This is a genomic window from Streptomyces adelaidensis, from assembly GCF_016598475.1.
GTDB classification, from domain to species: domain Bacteria; phylum Actinomycetota; class Actinomycetes; order Streptomycetales; family Streptomycetaceae; genus Streptomyces; species Streptomyces adelaidensis.
Genome location: NZ_JAEMUX010000046.1, coordinates 49,423 through 67,521, shown reverse-complemented (window position 1 = coordinate 67,521; position 18,099 = coordinate 49,423). Strand labels below are relative to the sequence as shown.

At 68.0% G+C, this 18,099-nt stretch carries 12 protein-coding genes; 7 read left to right on the top strand and 5 right to left on the bottom strand.

Translation table 11 applies throughout. The features are described from left to right. Positions 1-42 precede the first annotated feature (42 nt). Complete coding sequence (locus I8N67_RS24945; RefSeq protein WP_200305689.1) at positions 43-1,554, bottom strand: hypothetical protein; 1,512 nt, start codon at positions 1,552-1,554, stop codon at positions 43-45. 385 nt (positions 1,555-1,939) lie between these two features. On the opposite strand from I8N67_RS24945, the gene I8N67_RS24940 reads away from it, so the two are divergent. Genes I8N67_RS24940 through I8N67_RS24925 form a run of 4 tightly spaced genes read left to right on the top strand, consistent with a single transcriptional unit; the run spans position 1,940 to position 10,196 of the window. After that, on the top strand, positions 1,940-4,075 hold the full coding sequence (locus I8N67_RS24940; RefSeq protein ID WP_200305687.1) for a hypothetical protein: 2,136 nt from the start codon (positions 1,940-1,942) through the stop codon (positions 4,073-4,075). Positions 4,076-4,094: 19 nt separating this feature from the next. Further along, entirely contained in the window at positions 4,095-5,735 is a 1,641-nt protein-coding gene (locus tag I8N67_RS24935; RefSeq protein ID WP_200305685.1) for a class I SAM-dependent DNA methyltransferase, read from the top strand. Beyond that, entirely contained in the window at positions 5,728-6,939 is a 1,212-nt protein-coding gene (locus I8N67_RS24930) for a restriction endonuclease subunit S (RefSeq protein WP_200305683.1), read from the top strand. Before I8N67_RS24935 ends, I8N67_RS24930 begins: the two co-directional genes overlap by 8 nt. Then, positions 6,936-10,196: a type I restriction endonuclease subunit R gene (locus I8N67_RS24925; RefSeq protein WP_200305681.1), complete on the top strand. Its 3,261-nt coding sequence runs from the start codon at positions 6,936-6,938 to the stop codon at positions 10,194-10,196. Before I8N67_RS24930 ends, I8N67_RS24925 begins: the two co-directional genes overlap by 4 nt. A 39-nt stretch (positions 10,197-10,235) precedes the next feature. Here I8N67_RS24925 and I8N67_RS24920 read toward each other — a convergent pair whose 3' ends face one another. Together I8N67_RS24920 and I8N67_RS24915 are read right to left on the bottom strand one after the other, a co-directional pair. Continuing rightward, entirely contained in the window at positions 10,236-10,622 is a 387-nt protein-coding gene (locus tag I8N67_RS24920; protein ID WP_200305679.1) for a PIN-like domain-containing protein, read from the bottom strand. Continuing rightward, the gene (locus I8N67_RS24915) at positions 10,612-11,268 is read right to left on the bottom strand and encodes a DUF433 domain-containing protein (protein ID WP_200305677.1); all 657 of its coding nucleotides are present in this window, start codon (positions 11,266-11,268) and stop codon (positions 10,612-10,614) included. Before I8N67_RS24915 ends, I8N67_RS24920 begins: the two co-directional genes overlap by 11 nt. 314 nt (positions 11,269-11,582) lie before the next feature. Here I8N67_RS24915 and I8N67_RS24910 point away from each other — a divergent pair, with 314 nt between their 5' ends. The 3 genes from I8N67_RS24910 (at position 11,583) to I8N67_RS24900 (ending at position 16,229) form a co-directional block, all read left to right on the top strand. Further along, the gene (locus tag I8N67_RS24910) at positions 11,583-14,057 is read left to right on the top strand and encodes an AAA family ATPase (protein WP_200305675.1); all 2,475 of its coding nucleotides are present in this window, start codon (positions 11,583-11,585) and stop codon (positions 14,055-14,057) included. Further along, complete coding sequence (locus tag I8N67_RS24905) at positions 14,054-14,434, top strand: hypothetical protein (RefSeq protein ID WP_200305673.1); 381 nt, start codon at positions 14,054-14,056, stop codon at positions 14,432-14,434. The genes I8N67_RS24910 and I8N67_RS24905 overlap by 4 nt, the downstream gene beginning before the upstream one ends. Before the next feature lie 109 nt (positions 14,435-14,543). Then, entirely contained in the window at positions 14,544-16,229 is a 1,686-nt protein-coding gene (locus I8N67_RS24900; protein WP_234046236.1) for a TIGR04141 family sporadically distributed protein, read from the top strand. 118 nt (positions 16,230-16,347) lie between these two features. Here the strand turns inward: I8N67_RS24900 and I8N67_RS24895 are convergent, their stop codons facing one another. Beyond that, positions 16,348-16,830, bottom strand: a complete 483-nt coding sequence (locus tag I8N67_RS24895; protein ID WP_307835367.1) for an NUDIX domain-containing protein — start codon at positions 16,828-16,830, stop codon at positions 16,348-16,350. A 10-nt stretch (positions 16,831-16,840) separates the two neighbouring features. Continuing rightward, a complete protein-coding gene (locus tag I8N67_RS24890) occupies positions 16,841-18,061 on the bottom strand; it encodes a helix-turn-helix domain-containing protein (RefSeq protein ID WP_200305711.1) in 1,221 nt (406 codons plus the stop codon). Positions 18,062-18,099: the final 38 nt, after the last annotated feature.

Here is an 18,099-nt window from a genome sequence, read left to right as displayed (position 1 = left end):
AACGCGGTTGGTGGCTCCACCACTCCCGGTGCCGCTTTGGTCTCAGTCAACGAGAGCCCTCCCGCTACTGGTCACCGACCAGTGCTGGTCGCCGTAGCGCAGTACCCCGCAGGTGGCCAGGACGGTCCCGAGCTGGTCCAGCCGTAGCCCGACGTCACCGCGCCCCTCTTGGCCCGTCCGGTACAGCAGCCCGCCCCGTTCGTGCAGCCGGGTCGGTAACCACAGCGTGCCGTCAGCACGTCGGCGGGCCTTGGCCAGCGCGATCCGCTGCGACCGGGCCACCAGGTCGTAGGTGAGTCGGCGGGCGACATCGCGCAGTTTCATGGGCCGCGCTTCGTCAAGCCGTCGCTGAACCCATTCCGGGCCGAGCTCGACACCGCGCTGGCCGAGGAACGCGTCCCGGACCCGACCGGTGAGTTCGTCCACCCGACGGGCATTGGTGGCGAGCACCCGCATTTCGGCGAGGGGCAAGGGATCACCAGCCCACCTCAGGTCGTGCTCGGCGGGCAACGGCGCTCCGGTCGTGCTCTGCGTCGCGGGAAGGGAGGACAGGAACGCGTCCACCGTCATGTCGGGAAGCTCCGCGGCGAAGCGGTCGGCCACTTCCTCGATCGGCACCAGCCCGTCGACCTGCTCCACGAGCCAGGACCACAGGCGGCGCCAGGCTCCGACGGAGTAGTTGCGCAGCACCACTCCGCGCCAGGCGCCGGCCGCGTCGATCACGTTGGTCACGGGATCGGTGGTCAGGAAGTCGCCGAAAGCGAACACATGGCCGATGTCCCGGGTGAAGTACCGGACGGGATGTGTGGCGACCACACGAGCCAGAAGCTGAATCGTCTGTCGCCGTGTCGCCGAGCGGGAGCTTGCTTCGGCCGGTCCACCGGACTCGCACATGAGGTTCGCCAGCCACGCCCCGTCAGGATGCTCACCGCCCGTGCACACGCACAGCCGGTCCCCGAAAGAGGCGAGATCATCCACGTTCAGCGTGTCCTCGGCGGCGAGTTCGAGCAGCTCGCCCAGTCCGGCTCGCAGTGCCGCGGTCTCCAGTCGCGGTCCGGGAACCGGCATGGGTCCCGCACCGAGGATGCCGAGCGCGACCTCGGATCCGGCGTACGGTGCCCAGAACCCCCACGAGTTGCCCACGTACCCGTTCTTGCCCGGGACCTCGGCTTCGGACAGGGTGACCGTCCCGGAGTGCAGCCGCCGGGCAAGGGCATCCACCCCGTGAGCACGCGGCAGCCAGTCCAGAGCCTGCGGATGATGCGCGAACGACACGGCGGCCAGCGCCACTTCCGCGCGGCGCAGCAGAGTCTGGGCGGCCGGGACCGTCAGGTCCTCCCCGGCGGCTTGCGCCGCGATCAGCCCGTGCAGTGCGTAGTAACGCCCGTGCGGCGTCTGCGTGGTCACCCCGGGGACCAGGTGATCGACCATGCGCGCCACATGCCGCTCCACCGAGAGCGGATAACGGCCCGCGGCGACGTCCAGTCCGGGGCGGCTCCAGCCCGGTCCGTCCACGAGCTCCGGTGCCTGCCCCTTCGCACCGACGTCGACCATGCCCTCGACCATTTCCCGCTGTCACCCCCTCAGCGCTGTTCAGTCGGGAAACCGATCCGTCATTCTGGCGCATCTCTTGGGGAAGCGGCACTTCGGATGGGAATCCCCGGTCGGACGGGACAGCTCAACGGGTAAATCTGCTGGGAGTCTGATAACCGTCATTATCAGATGACGGCGTCTTCGCCTGGCCGGGGTCGGCGTATCGTCTTGTGCCGTCGACGAGAATCCGCTGCGAGCGGAGCTGTGACCAAGACAAGGCCCGGCCTGATGGCCGAAGCGGCTGATGCGACGATAGATGAGCGAAGGGGGAGGCATGCGCACCGTGGTCACTGGTCTACCGAACCCGCCACTCCGCTCCCCCGCACCGCTGCCCCTCCTGGTGTCGATGTCCGATATCGCGACGTTCGCCCGGGTGAAGCGCCCTGTCGTGTCCACCTGGCGCCGACGCCACCCGGATTTCCCCGCCGAGGTGTCCGAGAACTCGGGACGCCCCCTGTTCGACGGCTCACAGGTGACGGACTGGCTGATCGCCTCCGGCCTGGGCAACGCAGCCCCGCAGGAGCTCCGATCCGAGCTGGCCCTTTTCGGCATCATCGCGCTGCGGGACCGCTTCACGCCGTGGCAGCTGGTCGAGACGCTGGGCAGCCTGCTGTGTCTGCGCCGGCTCAGTGGCCGGCCACTGGCCGACGACGGCGCGGACGCCTCCCCAACCTCCCCACCCGACGCCGAAGCGGACGCGGCCCTCTGGTCCGCGCTGCTACGTCGAGCCGAACGGATCGACGCCGAGGACGATTTCGTACTCCGCGAGCTTCGCTCGATCGACGCCACGGCGACCCCACTCGCCCGCCTCGCCGAGGACCTGGTCGAATCCGCCTACGACGAGCGCGGCGCGTACGAGTGGCTGCTCGCCGCCCGCTCCCGGCTCGGACTGGACTTCCTCGCCGCCGACGCGGTCACCCCGGAGCTGCGGAGTCTGCTCACCCAGCTCACCGACCTGCGGGTACGCCTTGAGCGAGGCGAATCCCTCACCCTCGCCGACCCGCACGCCCGCGCCGGCGACCTGCTCGCCGCGCTCCTCGACGACACGGAGGACCGCGACCGCGTCACCGTGCTCGCCGCCGATCACGACGACCGGCTCACCCGCATCACCCGCCGCCGCCTCCTGCTGGCGGGCGTCGGCGAACTGGACCTGGACGTGCAGACCGGCACCGATCTAGAGGAGCGCTTCGCAGACCCGGACATCGTCGTCACCCAGCTGCCGTACCGCCCGGGCGAGGACCGCTCGGTACTCACCGCCCTGACGGAGCTCGAACGCGTCGCCTACCTCCTCCGCCCCGGCTGCACGGCCATCGTCCTCGGACCGGCCGACGCGCTCGTCGACGAACTGAGGAGCACCGAGGCCGCCCAGCTCCGCTCGGCCCTCCTGCGCGAGAACATCGTCGAGTCGGTCATCGCGCTTCCCGGCGGGGTCCTGCCTTTCCGCCCCGGCTACCGTCCCGCGCTGTGGACGCTCACACGCGGTCCTGTCCGGGAGGCGGAGGGCCTGGTCTTACTGGCCGACATCAGCTCGGAACAGCTCACGCCGGGTGTGCGCATGCGGCTCGCCGAGGACGTCCTCCTCTGGCGGGCGGAAGGCTTCCGAGGACTCGACGGTCACGATCCACGCTACGGCCGTGTGGTCCCCGTCGCCGACCTGGACCGGGCCTTCGGCGGTCCCCTTACCCCACCTGCGCCGCCCGCCTCCGCGATCTGGTCCGACAAGGTCACCGAACGCCCCGCCCTGATCGCCGAGGCCGAGGCTCGCCTGGAGCGCGCGACGGAGGACACACGGGCGTACGAGGACGAGCGGGGCCCCTACCGAGGGGCCGTACAGCGCAGGGTCGGTCGCCTGCCCAGGCGCACCACCCTCGGCAAGCTGATCACCGCACGCAGGGTGACCCGCCTCCCCGGCCACCGTATCGACGGGAAGCACCTCACCCGGGACGGCCACCACAACGTCCTGGGGGCCGAGGAGATCACCGGCGAACGACCCGTGGGCGACCGCCGAATCGACCGTCTGCTGCTGGCGACGGCGTACGAACAGGCGGCGCTCACCGAGCCCGGTGACGTCGTATACACCCTCGTGCCCCGCCTCGGCGTGTACGTCGACCACGACGGCTTCTCGGTCGTCGCGTTCCCGGCCCGCATCCTCCGCGTCAACGCCGGTGTCCCCCGTCCGCTCACCTCCCGGGTCCTCGCTGCCCTGCTCGGCGCGGCTCGTGGCACGGCCCGCAGTCCCAGCGCCGTACGTCCCGCCCGCCGTATCGAGGATTACCAGTTGCCCGACCTCGACCCGGACGAGGTGCTGCGTTTCGACGCCCTGCTGGCCGAGACCGAACGCCGGGAACGCCTGCTGCGCGCCCAGTCCGACGCACTCGCCGAGGCCCGCCGCCTGACGATCGCGGGCCTGGCCGACGGCACCCTTACTCTCGGCGAAACCCGAACCATCAACCGTAATAGCCCATCCAGACCCACCCACTGACGAGTCGAAAGAAGGAACGATGCCACCCCGCAAGCGAGCCGCGGCAGCCGCCGGACAGGGCGAACTGCTCAGTGTCTCTAGCACCAAGGAGATCCAGGACATCCTGTGGAGGGCTGCGGACAAGCTCCGCGGCTCCATGGACGCCGCCCAGTACAAGGAGTTCGTGCTCGGCTTGGTCTTCCTGAAGTACGTCTCCGACGCCTTTGCCGAGCGCCGCGAGGAACTGGCCGCCGACCCCGAGCTGGCCCAGATCCCCGAGCACCGCCGAGCGGCCTTCCTTGAGGAGAAGGACGAGTACACGGAGAAGAACGTCTTCTGGGTGCCCCCGACCGCCCGCTGGGACCACATCTCCGAGAACGCGGCCAGCGCGGAGGGCGGCGTCGGCAAGCTCCTCGACGAAGCCATGGACGAGGTGATGAAGGCCAACAAGACCCTCACCGGCGTCCTGCCGAAGATCTTCAACCGCGACAACGTCGACCAGAAGCGCCTGAAGGAACTCGTCGACCTCATCAGCGACGCCCGCTTCACCGGCCATGGCGACCGCCCAGCTCAGGACGTGCTGGGCGAGACGTACGAGTACTTCCTGGAGAAGTTCGCCCGCGCCGAGGGCAAGCGGGCCGGCGAGTTCTACACGCCAGCGAGCGTGGTCCGCCTGATCGTCGAGGTCCTGGAGCCGTATGAGGGGCGGGTGTACGACCCGGCGTGCGGCTCGGGCGGCATGTTCGTACAGAGCGGCAAGTTCGTCGCGAAGCGGCGCGGCAAGGACCACACGCACGACATCGCGGTGTACGGCCAGGAGGCCAACGAGCGCACGTGGCGTCTGGCGAAGATGAACCTCGCCATCCACGGCATGGACCCGAAGGGCGTCGGAGACCGCTGGGCGGACACCTTCGCGGACGACAAGTTGCCTGATTTGAAGGCCGACTTCGTCATGGCTAACCCGCCCTTCAACATGTCCGACTGGGCAAGGAAGTCGGATGACAGGCGGTGGCGTTACGGCACCCCGCCCCAGTCGAACGCCAACTACGCGTGGCTCCAGCACATCGTGTCAAAGCTGGGGGACCGGGGCAGCGCGGGCGTGGTCCTGTCCAACGGCTCGATGTCGTCGAAGCAGTCGGGCGAGGGCGAAATCCGTGCGGCGATGGTCGAGGCGGACCTGGTCTCCTGCATGATCGCCCTCCCAGGCAACCTGTTCCGTACGACGGCGATCCCGGCATGCCTGTGGTTCCTGACGAAAGACAAGTCCCCGCAAGGTACGAAGGCGTTGGAGGACCGGCGGAGCCGGGTTCTGTTCATCGACGCGCGCGCGATGGGCACGATGATCGACCGCACGGAGCGGATTCTCACGGAGGGGGATCTGGAAAAGATCTCCGACACATATCACGCGTGGCGGGGCACCAAGTCGGCGAAGGACAAGGGGCTTTCGTACGAGGACGTTCCGGGCTACTGCTACAGCGCGACTCTGGAGGAGATCGAGAAGCAGGACTATGTGCTGACGCCGGGGCGGTACGTGGGGGCGGCGGTGGTCGAGGATGACCCAGACGCAGAGCCGGTGGAGGAGCGGATCGTTCGGCTGACGAAGGAGCTGTTCGAGCAGTTGGACGAGTCGGCTCGGTTGGATGCGGTGGTGCGTGAGCAGTTGGGGAGGATCGGTGGCTGAGCGCACGGTGTCGCTTGCAGAACTGGTCGACGAGAATCAGATTGAAGTCGGCGCTGGACGGCCTCGATCGGTCAACCAGGATCAGGACCCACTCCCCATTTTGAGGGTTGCAGACGTCTTGGATGGCAAGATTGGGTCACTCGATTTCAGCTCATCGTCGGCGAGTCATTCTCGGGAACTTGGCCCAAAAGTCTCACGCCCCGGAGATATTGTCCTTACCGTCAAAGGGACTGTGGGTCGCGTTGCTTTGATGCCGAGCGAAGGCCCACGCTTTGCCTACAGTCCACAGCTGTGTTATTTCCGGCCATGTATGGATGGTCCACTGGTGGCACGATATCTGTACTACTGGTTCAAGAGTTCCGATTTTTGGATTCAAGCGAATGCCCTAAAGGGGCAAACCGACATGGCGGACTTCATCAGCTTGGGTGATATTTTGTCGCTCAAGCTGCGGCTCCCTTCTCGGGCACAGCAGGAGAATGTAGTTGGTGTCCTCGGGGCACTGGACGATAAGATTGCGGTCAATGGGCGCATCGCGGACACGGCTCGCCAACTCGGCTTCACTTTCTATTCCCAGTATCTTCATGATGACGACTCCACTGAAGTGGTTGTGGAGTCAATGACGACTGCACTGACTCGCGGCGTCGCTCCGAAGTACACAGATTCTTCGGATGAACTCACAGTGCTCAATCAGAAGTGCATTCGCGGCGGGCGCGTGAACCTCGGCCCCTCCCGCCTGACTATCCGGGAGAAGGTTAAGGCCCCCAAACTGTTGCAGCTTAACGACGTGCTGGTGAACTCAACGGGGGTTGGCACTCTCGGGCGGGTTGCTCGCTGGACCTCGGACCTGGACGCGACTGTCGACTCGCACATTACGATCGTGCGCTTCAATGAGGACAAGGTCGACCCCGTTTGTGCCGGATTTGCCATGCTGCGTGCCCAGCCAGAGATCGAGGCGATGGGCGAAGGCAGCACTGGTCAGACCGAACTCCGGCGATCGCAAGTCGGTGAACTGGAACTCACCCTGCCCAGCCCTGCTGGCCAGAAGGAACTGCGCCCCAAGTTGGATGCGCTGGAGGAGCAAGCGGACCAGGCACTCTGGGAGTCTTTGGCCCTGGCCGACCTCCGCGACACCCTCCTCCCCCAACTAATGTCCGGCAAGCTCCAAGTCCGAGACGCCGAGAAGATCGTGGAGGACGCTGTATGACCGCCGAAAGCGGCAGCGAGCACATCCCGGCCAACCTCGACGCCAAAATGACCGAGTCCACCTGGGAGCACCTGGCCCTGGACGAACTCGCGCAACTCGCCTGGCAGTCCAAGCCCGGCAAAGACCTAGCCCCCGGCACCGGCCACCGCCGCGACTGGGACGACCTGATCCTCCACGACGAGCTCCAGCTCGCCATCGAGAAGCTGAACCCGGAGCTGACCTCCACCGCCGTCCACGAAGCCCTCCGTATCGCCACCGACCCCACCTCCCGCGAGGCGTACCCGGAGAACAAGCAGGCCCACGAGTACCTGACCACCGGCATCCGCCTCACCTACACCGACGAGTTCGGCGCCGAGCAGACCCCCACCGTCCGCCTCGTCGACTTCACGGACCCCGACGCGAACAGCTACCTCGCCGTCAACCAGGTCACGGTCAGGGACACCGACGGCAGCCACCGCCGCTTCGATGTCGTCCTGTACGTCAACGGCCTCCCCCTCGCCGTCGTCGAACTCAAAAGCGCCTCCGACGAGAACGCGACCCTTAAGTCGGCGCACGCCCAACTCCAGACGTACGTCTCGGAGTTCCCGATCGCGTTCCGCTACAACGTCCTCTGCCTGGTCTCGGACGGCATAACCGCCAAGTACGGCACAGCTTTCACGCCGTACGAACACTTCGCGCCCTGGAACGTCGACCACGAGGGCGAGCGCGTCGACACCAACGAGCCCGGCTACGACGGCCTCGACGCGCTGAACCTGGCCCTGCACGGCCTGTTCACGCAGGCGCGGTTCCTCTCTCTCACCCGCAGCTTCGTCAACTTCCCCCCGCCCAAGCCGGGCGAGCCCCTCTCCGGCAAGCGCATCGCGAAGCCGCACCAGTACTTCGCGGTGAACAAGGCGGTGGACGCCGTCGTCGAGGCATCGCGGACGAACGGCCAGGCCGGCGTCGTCTGGCACACGCAGGGCGCGGGAAAGTCGGAGGAGATGGTGGAGACGGCCGCGCTCGTCCTCCGCCACCCGGCGCTCAACAACCCCACCATCGTCGTCATCACCGACCGCAACGACCTCGACGACCAGCTCTACGACACCTTCCTCGACAGCGAGTCCCTGCTGGAGGCAAAAGCTCACCAGATCGACACGCGCGAGGAGTTGCGTACCGAGCTGACACGACGCAACGTCGGCGGGATTGTCTTCACCACGCTCCAGAAGTTCGGCCTGAGCAAGGAGGAGAAGGACGGCGGCAAGTCCCACCCCCTCCTCTCCGAGCGCCGCAACATCCTGGTGATCGTCGACGAGGCGCACCGCTCGCACTACGACAGCCTCGACGGCTACGCCCGTCACCTGCGCGACGCCCTGCCGTACGCCACCCTGCTCGCCTTCACCGGTACGCCGATCTCAAAGGCCGAGGCCGACACGCGTGCCGTCTTCGGCGAGTACATCGACATCTACGACCTGAAGCGCGCGGTGGACGACGGGGCCACGGTCCGCGTCTTCCACGAGCCGCGTGTCATCAAGGTCGACCTGCCCAAGGGTGTCGACCCGAACACGCTCGACGAGCAGGCCAACACTCTCACCGAGGGCATGGACGACGCCGAACGCCGCCGCGCCATCCAGTACGCCACGACGATGAACACCATCTACGGCTCCGAGGACCGCATAGCGAAGCTCGCCGACGACCTGATCGCCCACTGGGAGCAGCGCCGCGAGCTGGTCAAGCCCGACATCGGCGCCCCCGGCAAGGCGATGATCGTGTGCGCGACCCGCGAGATCTGCGTACGGGTCTTCGACGCACTGGCCGAGCGGAGGCCCGCCTGGGTCAGTGACGAGGTCGACAAGGGCGTCATGAAGATCGTCTTCCACGGCGACCGCTCCGACCCCGAGCACATGCGCAAGCACTCGCTGCGCAAGTCCCAGCAGAAGGTCGTCCAGAAGCGAGCCAGGAACGCCGACGACGAGCTGGAACTGCTCATCGTCCACTCGATGCTGCTCACCGGCTACGACGCGCCGCCCATCCACACCCTGTACATGGACCGACCGATGCAGGGCGCCAACCTGATGCAGGCGCTCGCCCGCGTCAACCGCCGTTTCCGCGGCAAGCAGGACGGCCTGCTCGTCGGCTACGCGCCGCTCACCGACAACCTCACCAAGGCCCTGCGCGAGTACTCGGACCAGGACCGCAAGGACCAGACCCTCGGCGCGGACATCGAACGGGCCGTCACCGAGGTCAAGAACGAGATCGCCACCATCAAGGGGCTGCTGGCCGGGAGCCGTTGGAAGGAATGGCTTGCCGACACCAGCCGGCCCGATACCCGCAAGCGCGCGCTGCGCCTGACCGCCGACTTCCTGCGCGACCCGAAGAACCCGGGCAACAAGGTCGAGCCCCCCGCCAAGCCGCTCTCCGTCCGCTTCAAGGACAGCGCCGCCCGGCTAGACCGTTTCTACCATGTCTGTGCGATGAGCAAGGAGATCGCCGAGCGCTGCGAGGACCTGGACGACTGGCGTCGTGACATCTCGTTCTTCAGCGAAGTCCGGGCCTGGATGATCAAGCTCGACGCCGCCCAGCGCGAGGCGAGCGGGGAGCCGCTCAGCGCCGAGGTCCAGCGTTACCTGCAAGCCCTCGCGGCCTCGGTCGTAGACGCCGACGAAATCACCGACCTGTACGCGGAGGCCGGCATCGGCCGGCTGGACATCACCCGCCTCAACGAGGCGCAACTGCGCAATCTGGAGAACTCGGAGACCCCGCACCTGGTCACCGAGGCCCTGCGCCGCATGATCCAGCAGAAGATGCGCGAGGTGACCAAGCACAACGTCGTCCGCAACGAGAGCTTCACCGAGCGCCTGAACGACCTGATGAAGCGGTACATGCTCCAGCAGCTCACCAGCGCCCAGGTGATCGCCGAACTCGCCGCCCTGGCGCGGGAGGTGTCGGCGGAGGCCCGCCGCGGCGAGCGGTTCGACCCGCCGCTGACCCACGCCGAGCTGGCCTTCTACGACGCCGTCGCACACCGCGACATGGCCGAGGCGATGGAGGGCGGCGACGACACCCTCGCCAAGATCGCCCGTGCCCTCGTCAAGGACATCCAGAAGAACCTCTCCGTCGACTGGCTCTCCCGCGAACCCGTCCGGGCGAAACTCCGTACCCGTATCCGCCGGGTACTGGCAATGTTCGACTACCCGCCGGAGGAGGAGCGCGAGGCGGTCGACCTGGTCCTCAAGCAGATGGAGATCGTGGCGGCTCTGTGGGCGCCCGCTGCGAAGTAGCAACGCATACGGGAGGGTGCCACCAGGGTTGCCGGCCCGTCACGGCCACGTGCGCTCAACACGGTCGTGCCGTACGGCGTAGGCCGCCGGGCCGCCCTTCTCAACGGCTCGGTGGATCGCGTCACGGCGTGAGACGAGCCTCTCGACCATCTCGGCACTGCGAAGCTGCTGGTTGTCCAGGTAGAACAGCACCGCCTCGCGCTCCAGGACGGGCTGGATCTCAAGATCCCGGGTCTTGATCCGCCCGTCCTTCGACAGCGGGACCCAGGACCGGTCGAGACCGTAAGTGATCCACTCCTCGTCCGGAACGTCCTGCCCGTCGTCAGGAAAGACGTCCCCGATGCGGTGAACCGTCCACCCGCAGGTTCTCAGTCCTTCCGCGACACGGCGACCGAGGTTCCGGTCGAGGAAGAACTCAGGCGGCAAGGTGCACCACGGCCCGGCAGAGCGCGTCCACCTGCGCGGGTGTCATGTCGTAGTCGTACGCGATGTCCTCGACGGTCTCCCCGGCCTCCCACAGGTCGGTGATGGCCTGGACCGTGACGCGGTTGGCGGCCACCACAGGGAGACCGTGACCGAACCTCGGATCGATCACGACGGGCACGGAATCCGGGTACTGCCTCAGCCGCAGGCTGGAGGGGAAGTCCTCGCCCGGCTCCCAAGTGAGGTATCGGAGATAGTCGGAGACCACTTCGTGGATGGGGACCTGGCCGTCGCGGGCTCTGCGGAGATCGCCCCAACCGTGCTCGATGAAGATGTCCACGCCGTCCGTGGCGATCCGCTTCGACACGAGCCCGTAGGGGGTGTCGAAGGCGTCCCGTACGGCGGCGGCGGCCTCCCTGATCTCGCTCATGCGAAGCCCCAGGGAACGCAGAGAACGAAGAACGTGCGCCTCGGCCACCGCGATGAACGGCACCGAAGGCTGCCCCCTCCGAACCGGCTCGACCTGGTGGACCAGTGGCGCTCCGGCCGCCCTGCCCTTCAGCCACGACGTGAGGGTCGACTGCGGGATCTCAAGGCAGGAGGCCGTTTCCGAGGGCGTCAGCAGCCCGTCATTGAACCTGTCGACCATGCCCCACCTCCTCTTGGCACCAGATTTCGCATCGTGCCACATCAAACATCCCACCTGCAGGTGGACCGCACACCAAGTCATCGGCTCAGCCAGCCGCAGGGAGTCAGTCTTTGGCTTGGCAGCCCCGGCAGCACTCAGGCAATTGAGAGTGCAATTCTCGATAACCAGGGTTATCACCCAAATCTTGGATTCAAGAACTTTGCCGCCTCTACCGTCGGTTCTGTCACACCGGGCTCACGCAAAGCGAGAGGTTCACCCCTCTCGCCCACCGCAGAGCCCGGCCCCTGAACCAACCACGGAGGGCGGGGAGCACCATGACGGAACACCCCACACAGAACGAGCCGAACGAATCCGATCATCAGGTCGATCACCGCCGAGGCGCCTCCTCGACGCTCTCCCGCCTGACCGCCCGCCTCGAAAGCTCGGCGCTCGCCGAGGCACCCCGGGAACTCCTGCGAGAGGCACTGAGCGCCACCGCGACAGAGTCCTCCAGCACCCCCGCCGCTCCGCACCCAGACCAGCGGGTGTTCCTGGACTCCATCAGCGTCAACGGCTTTCGCGGCATCGGCCGCAAGGCTCGTCTGCCGCTGACCGCGAGGCCCGGCGTCACCCTCGTCGTGGGACGCAACGGCTCGGGGAAGTCCAGCTTCGCCGAGGGCGCCGAGACGGCGCTCACGGGCCGGACCGCCCGCCTGGACAAGCAGCGGGGCGAGGTGTGGCGCCGGCACTGGCGCAACCTCCACGACGGGGCCGACCCGAAGGTCGAGGTCCGCCTCGCCATCGCGGGCGACCCCCGGCTGTCCACTCTGACGTGCACCTGGCCCGGCGACGACGTCACCGCCCCCGAGGTCGAGTTCAGAAGGCCGGGCCACGGCCGTCGGTCCTTCGCCGACATCGGTTGGGAGCGGGCCCTGAACGACTACAGCCCCTTTCTGTCGTACGCGGACCTCGACAAGGTCCTCAACGGCAGGCCCAGCGAGCAGTACGACTCGGTCGCCGCCATCCTCGGACTCCGCGAACTGACCGACGCGGACGAGCGGCTCCAGGGCATCGAGAAGGCGCTCGACTCCGCGTTGAAGCAGGCCGAGGCTGAACGGCCCGTACTCGTCGAGGCGTTGTCCACGCTGGACGACCCGCGGGCGGTACGCGCGCTCGCGGTCGTCGGCAAGGCGGGCGACCCCGACTTCGTCGAGCTCGATGCCCTCGTGACCGCGCTGCCCGACGCGGACGAGGGCCGTCTGCGGGAACTGCGGACGACCGCCGCGCTGGCTGGACCGGACCTCCGAGTGGTCGGCGCGGCCGTGGACCGGCTACGCGAGGCCGTCGCCGTACTCGACGACGTACGTGCGTCGGGCGCCGAGGACGCCCACCAGCGCGCGGAACTGCTGGCCAAGGCCCTGGAGCACAGCCGCCGGCACGAGGACGAGGACACCTGCCCGGTGTGCGGGTCTGACCGGGCGCTCGACGAGGCGTGGGCCGAGCGGGCATCCGAGCAGGTGGCGAGCCTGCGGCAGGAGGCCGCGACCGCGCGGGAGGCCCGCACCGGGCTGCGGGACGCGGTGGACGCCGTCCGCTACCTCGTCACGCCGGTCCCCGCGTGGCTGCCCGCCCCGCTTGTCGACCCGTGGGAGGAGTGGCAGGCGTGCCGGGCAATCGACGACGCCGAGCGGCTCGCCTCCCGCGCCGAGACCGCCGCGCTCGTCCTCGCCGACGCCTGCGCCGCGCTGCGCGAGGAGGCGCTGCGGGAGCTGGAGAAGCTCGACGAGGAGTGGCGTTCCTGTGTCACCCGCCTCGCGGGCTGGCTCGACCGGGCCCGGCCCGCGTACGCCGGGAGGTCCCGGCTGTGCCAGGTCAGGGCGGCCCGCAAGTGGCTGAAGGAGGCGCGTGCCGAGCTGCGCGAGGAGCGGCTGCGGCCGTTCGAGGACCACTCGCAGCGGATCTGGGAGGAACTGCGCCAGCAGAGCAGCGTGGACCTGCGTTCCGTACGCCTGACCGGCAGCGAGAAGGCCACTGTGCGCAAGCTCGTGATGGACGTGTCCGTCGACGGCACCGAGGCGGCGGCCCTCGGCGTCATGAGCCAGGGCGAACTGCACTCCCTCGCGCTCTCGCTCTTCCTGCCGCGCGCCGCCGCGCCGGACAGCCCCTTCGGGTTCGTCATCATCGACGACCCGGTGCAGTCCATGGATCCCGCCAAGGTCCACGGCCTCGCGAAGGTGCTTCACGACCTCGGGGAGACCCGGCAGGTCGTGGTCTTCACCCACGACACGCGACTCCAGCGGGCCTTCACCAACCAGGAACTCCCGGTGACCGTACTGGAGGTCGAGCGGGCGAGCCGGTCCGTGGTGACCGTGAACCGGGTGACCGATCCGGTCGGTCAGGCACTGGCCGACGCACGCGCCCTCATCCGCACGCGAAACCTCCCGCCGGTCTCGATGACCCATGTGCTGCCCAGCCTCTGCCGCGCCGTCCTGGAACGGGCCTTCTCCGAGGCCGCGTGGCTGCGGCTGCACCGGGCGGGGATGGCCGAACACGAGGCGGAGAAGACCGTAGCGGGGGCCGTCACGCTGATGGACATCGCCGCCCTCGGGCTCTTCGGAGACCCGTCGAAGAGGGCCAGTGACGTCTACCGCGAGCTGCGCAGGCGGTGCGGACCCGAGGCGGTAGACCTCATCCGGCAGTGTCAGGAGGGTGCCCACCCGTCGGGCACTTCGATGCCGGACCCTCACCGGTTCGTGGACGACATCAAGGCCGTCGCCCTGACGGTACGCAAGCCCGAGGAGGGGCCGTGAACCAGACGATTCGCCAGCTGCTCGACACCGCCGACCTGCTGCTCACGGACACCGGCGAACCCGCCACGTCCACTGCCGCCACGGCGAGCCGGTGTCGAGGTGCAGCGTTCGCCCTCCGGGTCGCGCTGGAGAGCGCGGTCGCCGACCGCCTCACCGCCCACCGGGCGCCCCGCGCGATCCGGGAGGGCACCCAGCGGGCCGCGTTCCTCTGGCTCCGCGGTTGCGCCGAAGCCGGAACGGCCCGTCGCACGAAGGCCGTGTGGACCCAGCTCTGTCTGGGATGCCATTACCACCAGTACGAGATCGGTCCGACGGAGGACCAGGCCCGCGCGTGGCACACCGAAGTCGCGGCGCTCGTCGCCCTGTTGACCCGCTGATCAGCAACGGCGCCAGGAGAGGCACTGCCGGGAGGAGACACGCATGAGAACGAAACCACGAGGGCGGTTATCGCCACGGTCCACAAAGATCGGAACGAGGAGCAGCACCATGACGGCCCGTACATCCAAGCGAACCCTGTACCGACTCAGGGGCGTGCCTCCCACTGCCGACGCGATGTTCTACGCCTTGGACGCGGACCAGTTGGAAAGGGTCCACGCGGACTTCGACGTCCCCGAGAACCTCGGTGTACCGGCGGTCCTGGTCACCGGCAGCTTCGAGCAGCCCGTCGCGAGCTGGTGCGACGAGATCTTCCGTACGACAGCCATCGAAGTGTCGCGGCCGGTCAACCGCTCGGCCGGCCTGCTGATGCTGGCCGTCGACGGTGAGGTGTACGCGATCGGTTACGACCAGGGCTTCCGCCTGGTGCCCGACCGCCTGAAGGACCACCGCTTCGGCCTGAGCTTCGCGTCCCGCCGGGTGGACCCCGCGAAGATCCGGGACCTGGTGTCGCACACCCCGGGCGGAGGGCGCACCGACATCACCCTGATCCCGAGCGGGGCCTCGGTGTGGAGCCTGGGCATCGTCGAACACGCCCAGATCGTGCGCCGCCTCGGCGGCCACCTGGACAACATCCCGCTCACCATCTCCCGGGACAACCCGGGGAAGATCTCCAGTGCCGAGGGCGGCGCCGGCCTGCGCATGCGGCTCGGTGTGGAGGGCGCCGACCTGATCGCCGACATCCGTGCGATCGACCGCGTGCTGCGCGAGGAGAAGCCGAGTCCGGAGCTGGAGTTCGTCGAACACGTCGTGCCCATCGACGATCCCAGCCTTGTCACCCGCCTGGAGGCCGCCCTCGACGATCTTCTGGGACAGGAGCCTGACGGGAGAATCAGCGTCGCCGTCCCCGCCGACCATTGGGACGACTACATGGCCGCCCGGGCGTTCAGGGCCAGGATCAACAGCGACGCGGCCGGCCGGTCGACCGACGACTTCGACCTTGAGTACGTCCTCTGCCGTGCGCGCATCCAGCGTGCGGGCAGCCGCGTGGCCGCGCTCCGGGAAGGAACAGTCACACTCTATCGGCACGACCGCGCCGACCGGGCCGACGAAATCTGGACGTCCAGCGCTCTCCGGTGGATCGAGGCGGAAGTGTTTCTCGACTCTCGCCGGTTCTTCCTGATGGACGAGCACTGGTACGAGATCGACCAGGAGTATCTGAAAGCGATCCGCTCGCACGCCGAGCGGCTGATCTCCGACACCCCGTCCGTCGACCTGCCCCCGTGGGTCCTCGGGGAGAAGGAGCGCACCTACAACGCGTCCGTGCCGGACCAGCGGCCCGGGTACGTCTGCTTCGACCGCGACAACGTCCAGACCGCGCTGCACCGCGGGAACGGCGTGGAGATCTGCGACCTGCTGAGCCCCGACAACGCCCTGGTCATGGTGAAGCGCGCCAAGGGCTCCGACACGCTGAGCCATCTCTTCAGCCAGGCGCTCGTCGCCGTACAGACTCTGCGGAACTCCCCGGAGGGACGGGAACGGTTCGCTGAGAAGGTGGTCGCGGCCCGGAACGGACGCGGCCTGCCGGAAGGCTTCCGGCCGTCGAATCTCGTCTTCGCGATCTTGCTGAAGGACGGCACCGACCTCACCGCAGACACCCTGTTCGCGTTCTCGCAGGTCACTCTGGTTCAGACGGCCAGGACACTCGAAGCGTGGGGTGTTGAGGTCGAGGTCGTCGGCATCGCCTCCACTCCGCCGACCGTCACCCCGACCGGGTTCCGGCGGATTGCGGCGTAGCCGCCGCGCGTAGTCTCAGCCGAGCTCAGGGACATCTCGAAGCCGCGGCTGATCTCACCTGGAGGCATCCAGTCTGAGCGCTCACCGTTTGCCGACCAACATCATGTTTGCTCGCTTGTCAGCCTTCGGCTTCTAGGCACTTCCCGTGTTCCAGGTACGCAGTTGTACCGTCGGCGCGTGCCTCGATCCCGGCGGTGATTCGGCGCATGAGGCGCGGGATGGTGAGTTCTGGTAGCTGCTCGGCGCGATGGAAGTCGTAGCTGCGGAGCTCGTCGGCTTGCAGCGCGATCTCATGACGCTGGTCCTTGCTGAGACGGCCGCCGTCGAAGAGGTAGAGGACCTTGTCTCCCTCTCCCGGATTCGGTGCCCAGTCCACGACGAGCAGGCGGCCGATGTGGGGGTTGATGCCCAGCTCCTCTTCGACTTCGCGCACGCAGGCTTGTCGGGGGGACTCCCCTTGCTCGACGTATCCGCCGGGGATGTCGTGGTAGTCCTTGTACGAGGGTTCGACGAGCAGGACCCGGTCGGCGTCGTCGAAGAAGAGTGCGCCGGCTGCCATGCGCGGGTGGGCCATCTTCGCTTCGTGCTCGTTCTCGCTCACGGGACGGACTCTAACCGCCGACGACGCCGAGCCTGCGTGCCAGGTCTGCCACCGGCTGGGACGGGCGGCCTCGGGTACCTCGAATCCAGCCGATGACCAGTTCCCGGCTCAGGTAGTGGTGGCGCACCTGCTCGGGGGCAGCCTGTTCGGCGTCCAGCAGGGTGGCCAGGGCTTCGTCGGTCCGGTTCCAGGCGCTGAGGGCTCGGGCGACTTCCAGGCTGTGCCTCACACGTCGTTCCACCGGCAGGTCGCTGGTGTCGATGCGTTGCCCGAGGTCGGCGGCTATCTGGACGTCTCCGAGCTCTCCGGCGGTGGCGACGCAGTGGATGGCCACGTTGGTCGGGCCGAAGGCCGTCCACAGGTGGTTGGCGTCGGCGCCCAACCGCTGCGCGGCTTCCTCGGCTTCTCGGAGGAAGGTCCGCGTCGTCGCCCGGTCCTCCGCTCGGGCCGCCGCCATGGCACCGGCGAGGAAGAGAGTGCCGTAGACCGAGAGGTATTCGTCGTTCGCGGTGCCCAAGCCGGGCTGCATCACGGCCGCCGCATCGTTCACCAGCTGGACCGCCGGGGTGAAGCGCCCGGTGGCCAGCAGGCAGTGTGTGACCGCCCGGAAGAGCGACCCCGTCACCGCGCTCTGGCCGCTGTGCTGCGCGGCCGCCAGGCCGCGGTCGGCGGCGATCCATGCCAGCTCTGACTCCCCGACCTTGCCCAGCACCATGGCCGCGCCTTGGTAGGTCAGGGCGAGTAGGGCATGAGCCTCCTCCCTCTCGCGCCCCGAGTACCCGCGGGATGCGGCGAGGGCATCGGCCAGTACGAAGGGAAGGCGTCGTGTGGCGAAGCCGTAGCGAGACGCCTGATAGGCATCGAGGATCTCCTTCACGTTGGCCCGAAGGTCCTTCAAGCCGGGCGGTTCGTCATCGGGCGGAGGCCCCAGCAGCGGCGTGAGCTGCTTGTAGTCCATAAGGGCTTCGCGCAGGGCGGGGACCGTGCGGCGGCCGCTGTCGTTCGACCACTCCATGAGGGTCGGCTCGGCGAGTAGGTCTCCGAGGGAGACGTCGAGGGCCTCGGCGAGTGAGGTGATCACCGAGAGCCGGTCGAGCTCGATCCGATTGTTCTCCGCCTTGCTCAGCCAGTCCGTGGTCCGCCCGACAAGGCCGGCCAGGACTTCTTGGGAAAGGCCGCGTCGGCGCCGGTACCAGGCGACGCGCTCGCCGATGGTCAGGTTCTCTGTCATCCCTCGCATGTCCTGAGCATCACCTCGTGGCCGGAATC

Excerpts from the sequence above, each read along its gene's own strand:
- I8N67_RS24945 (WP_200305689.1), bottom strand. The coding sequence starts at position 1,554 with ATGGTCGACGTCGGTGCGAAGGGGCAGGCACCGGAGCTCGTGGACGGA.
- I8N67_RS24940 (WP_200305687.1), top strand. The coding sequence starts at position 1,940 with ATGTCCGATATCGCGACGTTCGCCCGGGTGAAGCGCCCTGTCGTGTCC.
- I8N67_RS24935 (WP_200305685.1), top strand. The coding sequence starts at position 4,095 with ATGCCACCCCGCAAGCGAGCCGCGGCAGCCGCCGGACAGGGCGAACTG.
- I8N67_RS24925 (WP_200305681.1), top strand. The coding sequence starts at position 6,936 with ATGACCGCCGAAAGCGGCAGCGAGCACATCCCGGCCAACCTCGACGCC.
- I8N67_RS24915 (WP_200305677.1), bottom strand. The coding sequence starts at position 11,268 with ATGGTCGACAGGTTCAATGACGGGCTGCTGACGCCCTCGGAAACGGCC.
- I8N67_RS24910 (WP_200305675.1), top strand. The coding sequence starts at position 11,583 with ATGACGGAACACCCCACACAGAACGAGCCGAACGAATCCGATCATCAG.
- I8N67_RS24900 (WP_234046236.1), top strand. The coding sequence starts at position 14,544 with ATGACGGCCCGTACATCCAAGCGAACCCTGTACCGACTCAGGGGCGTG.
- I8N67_RS24890 (WP_200305711.1), bottom strand. The coding sequence starts at position 18,061 with ATGACAGAGAACCTGACCATCGGCGAGCGCGTCGCCTGGTACCGGCGC.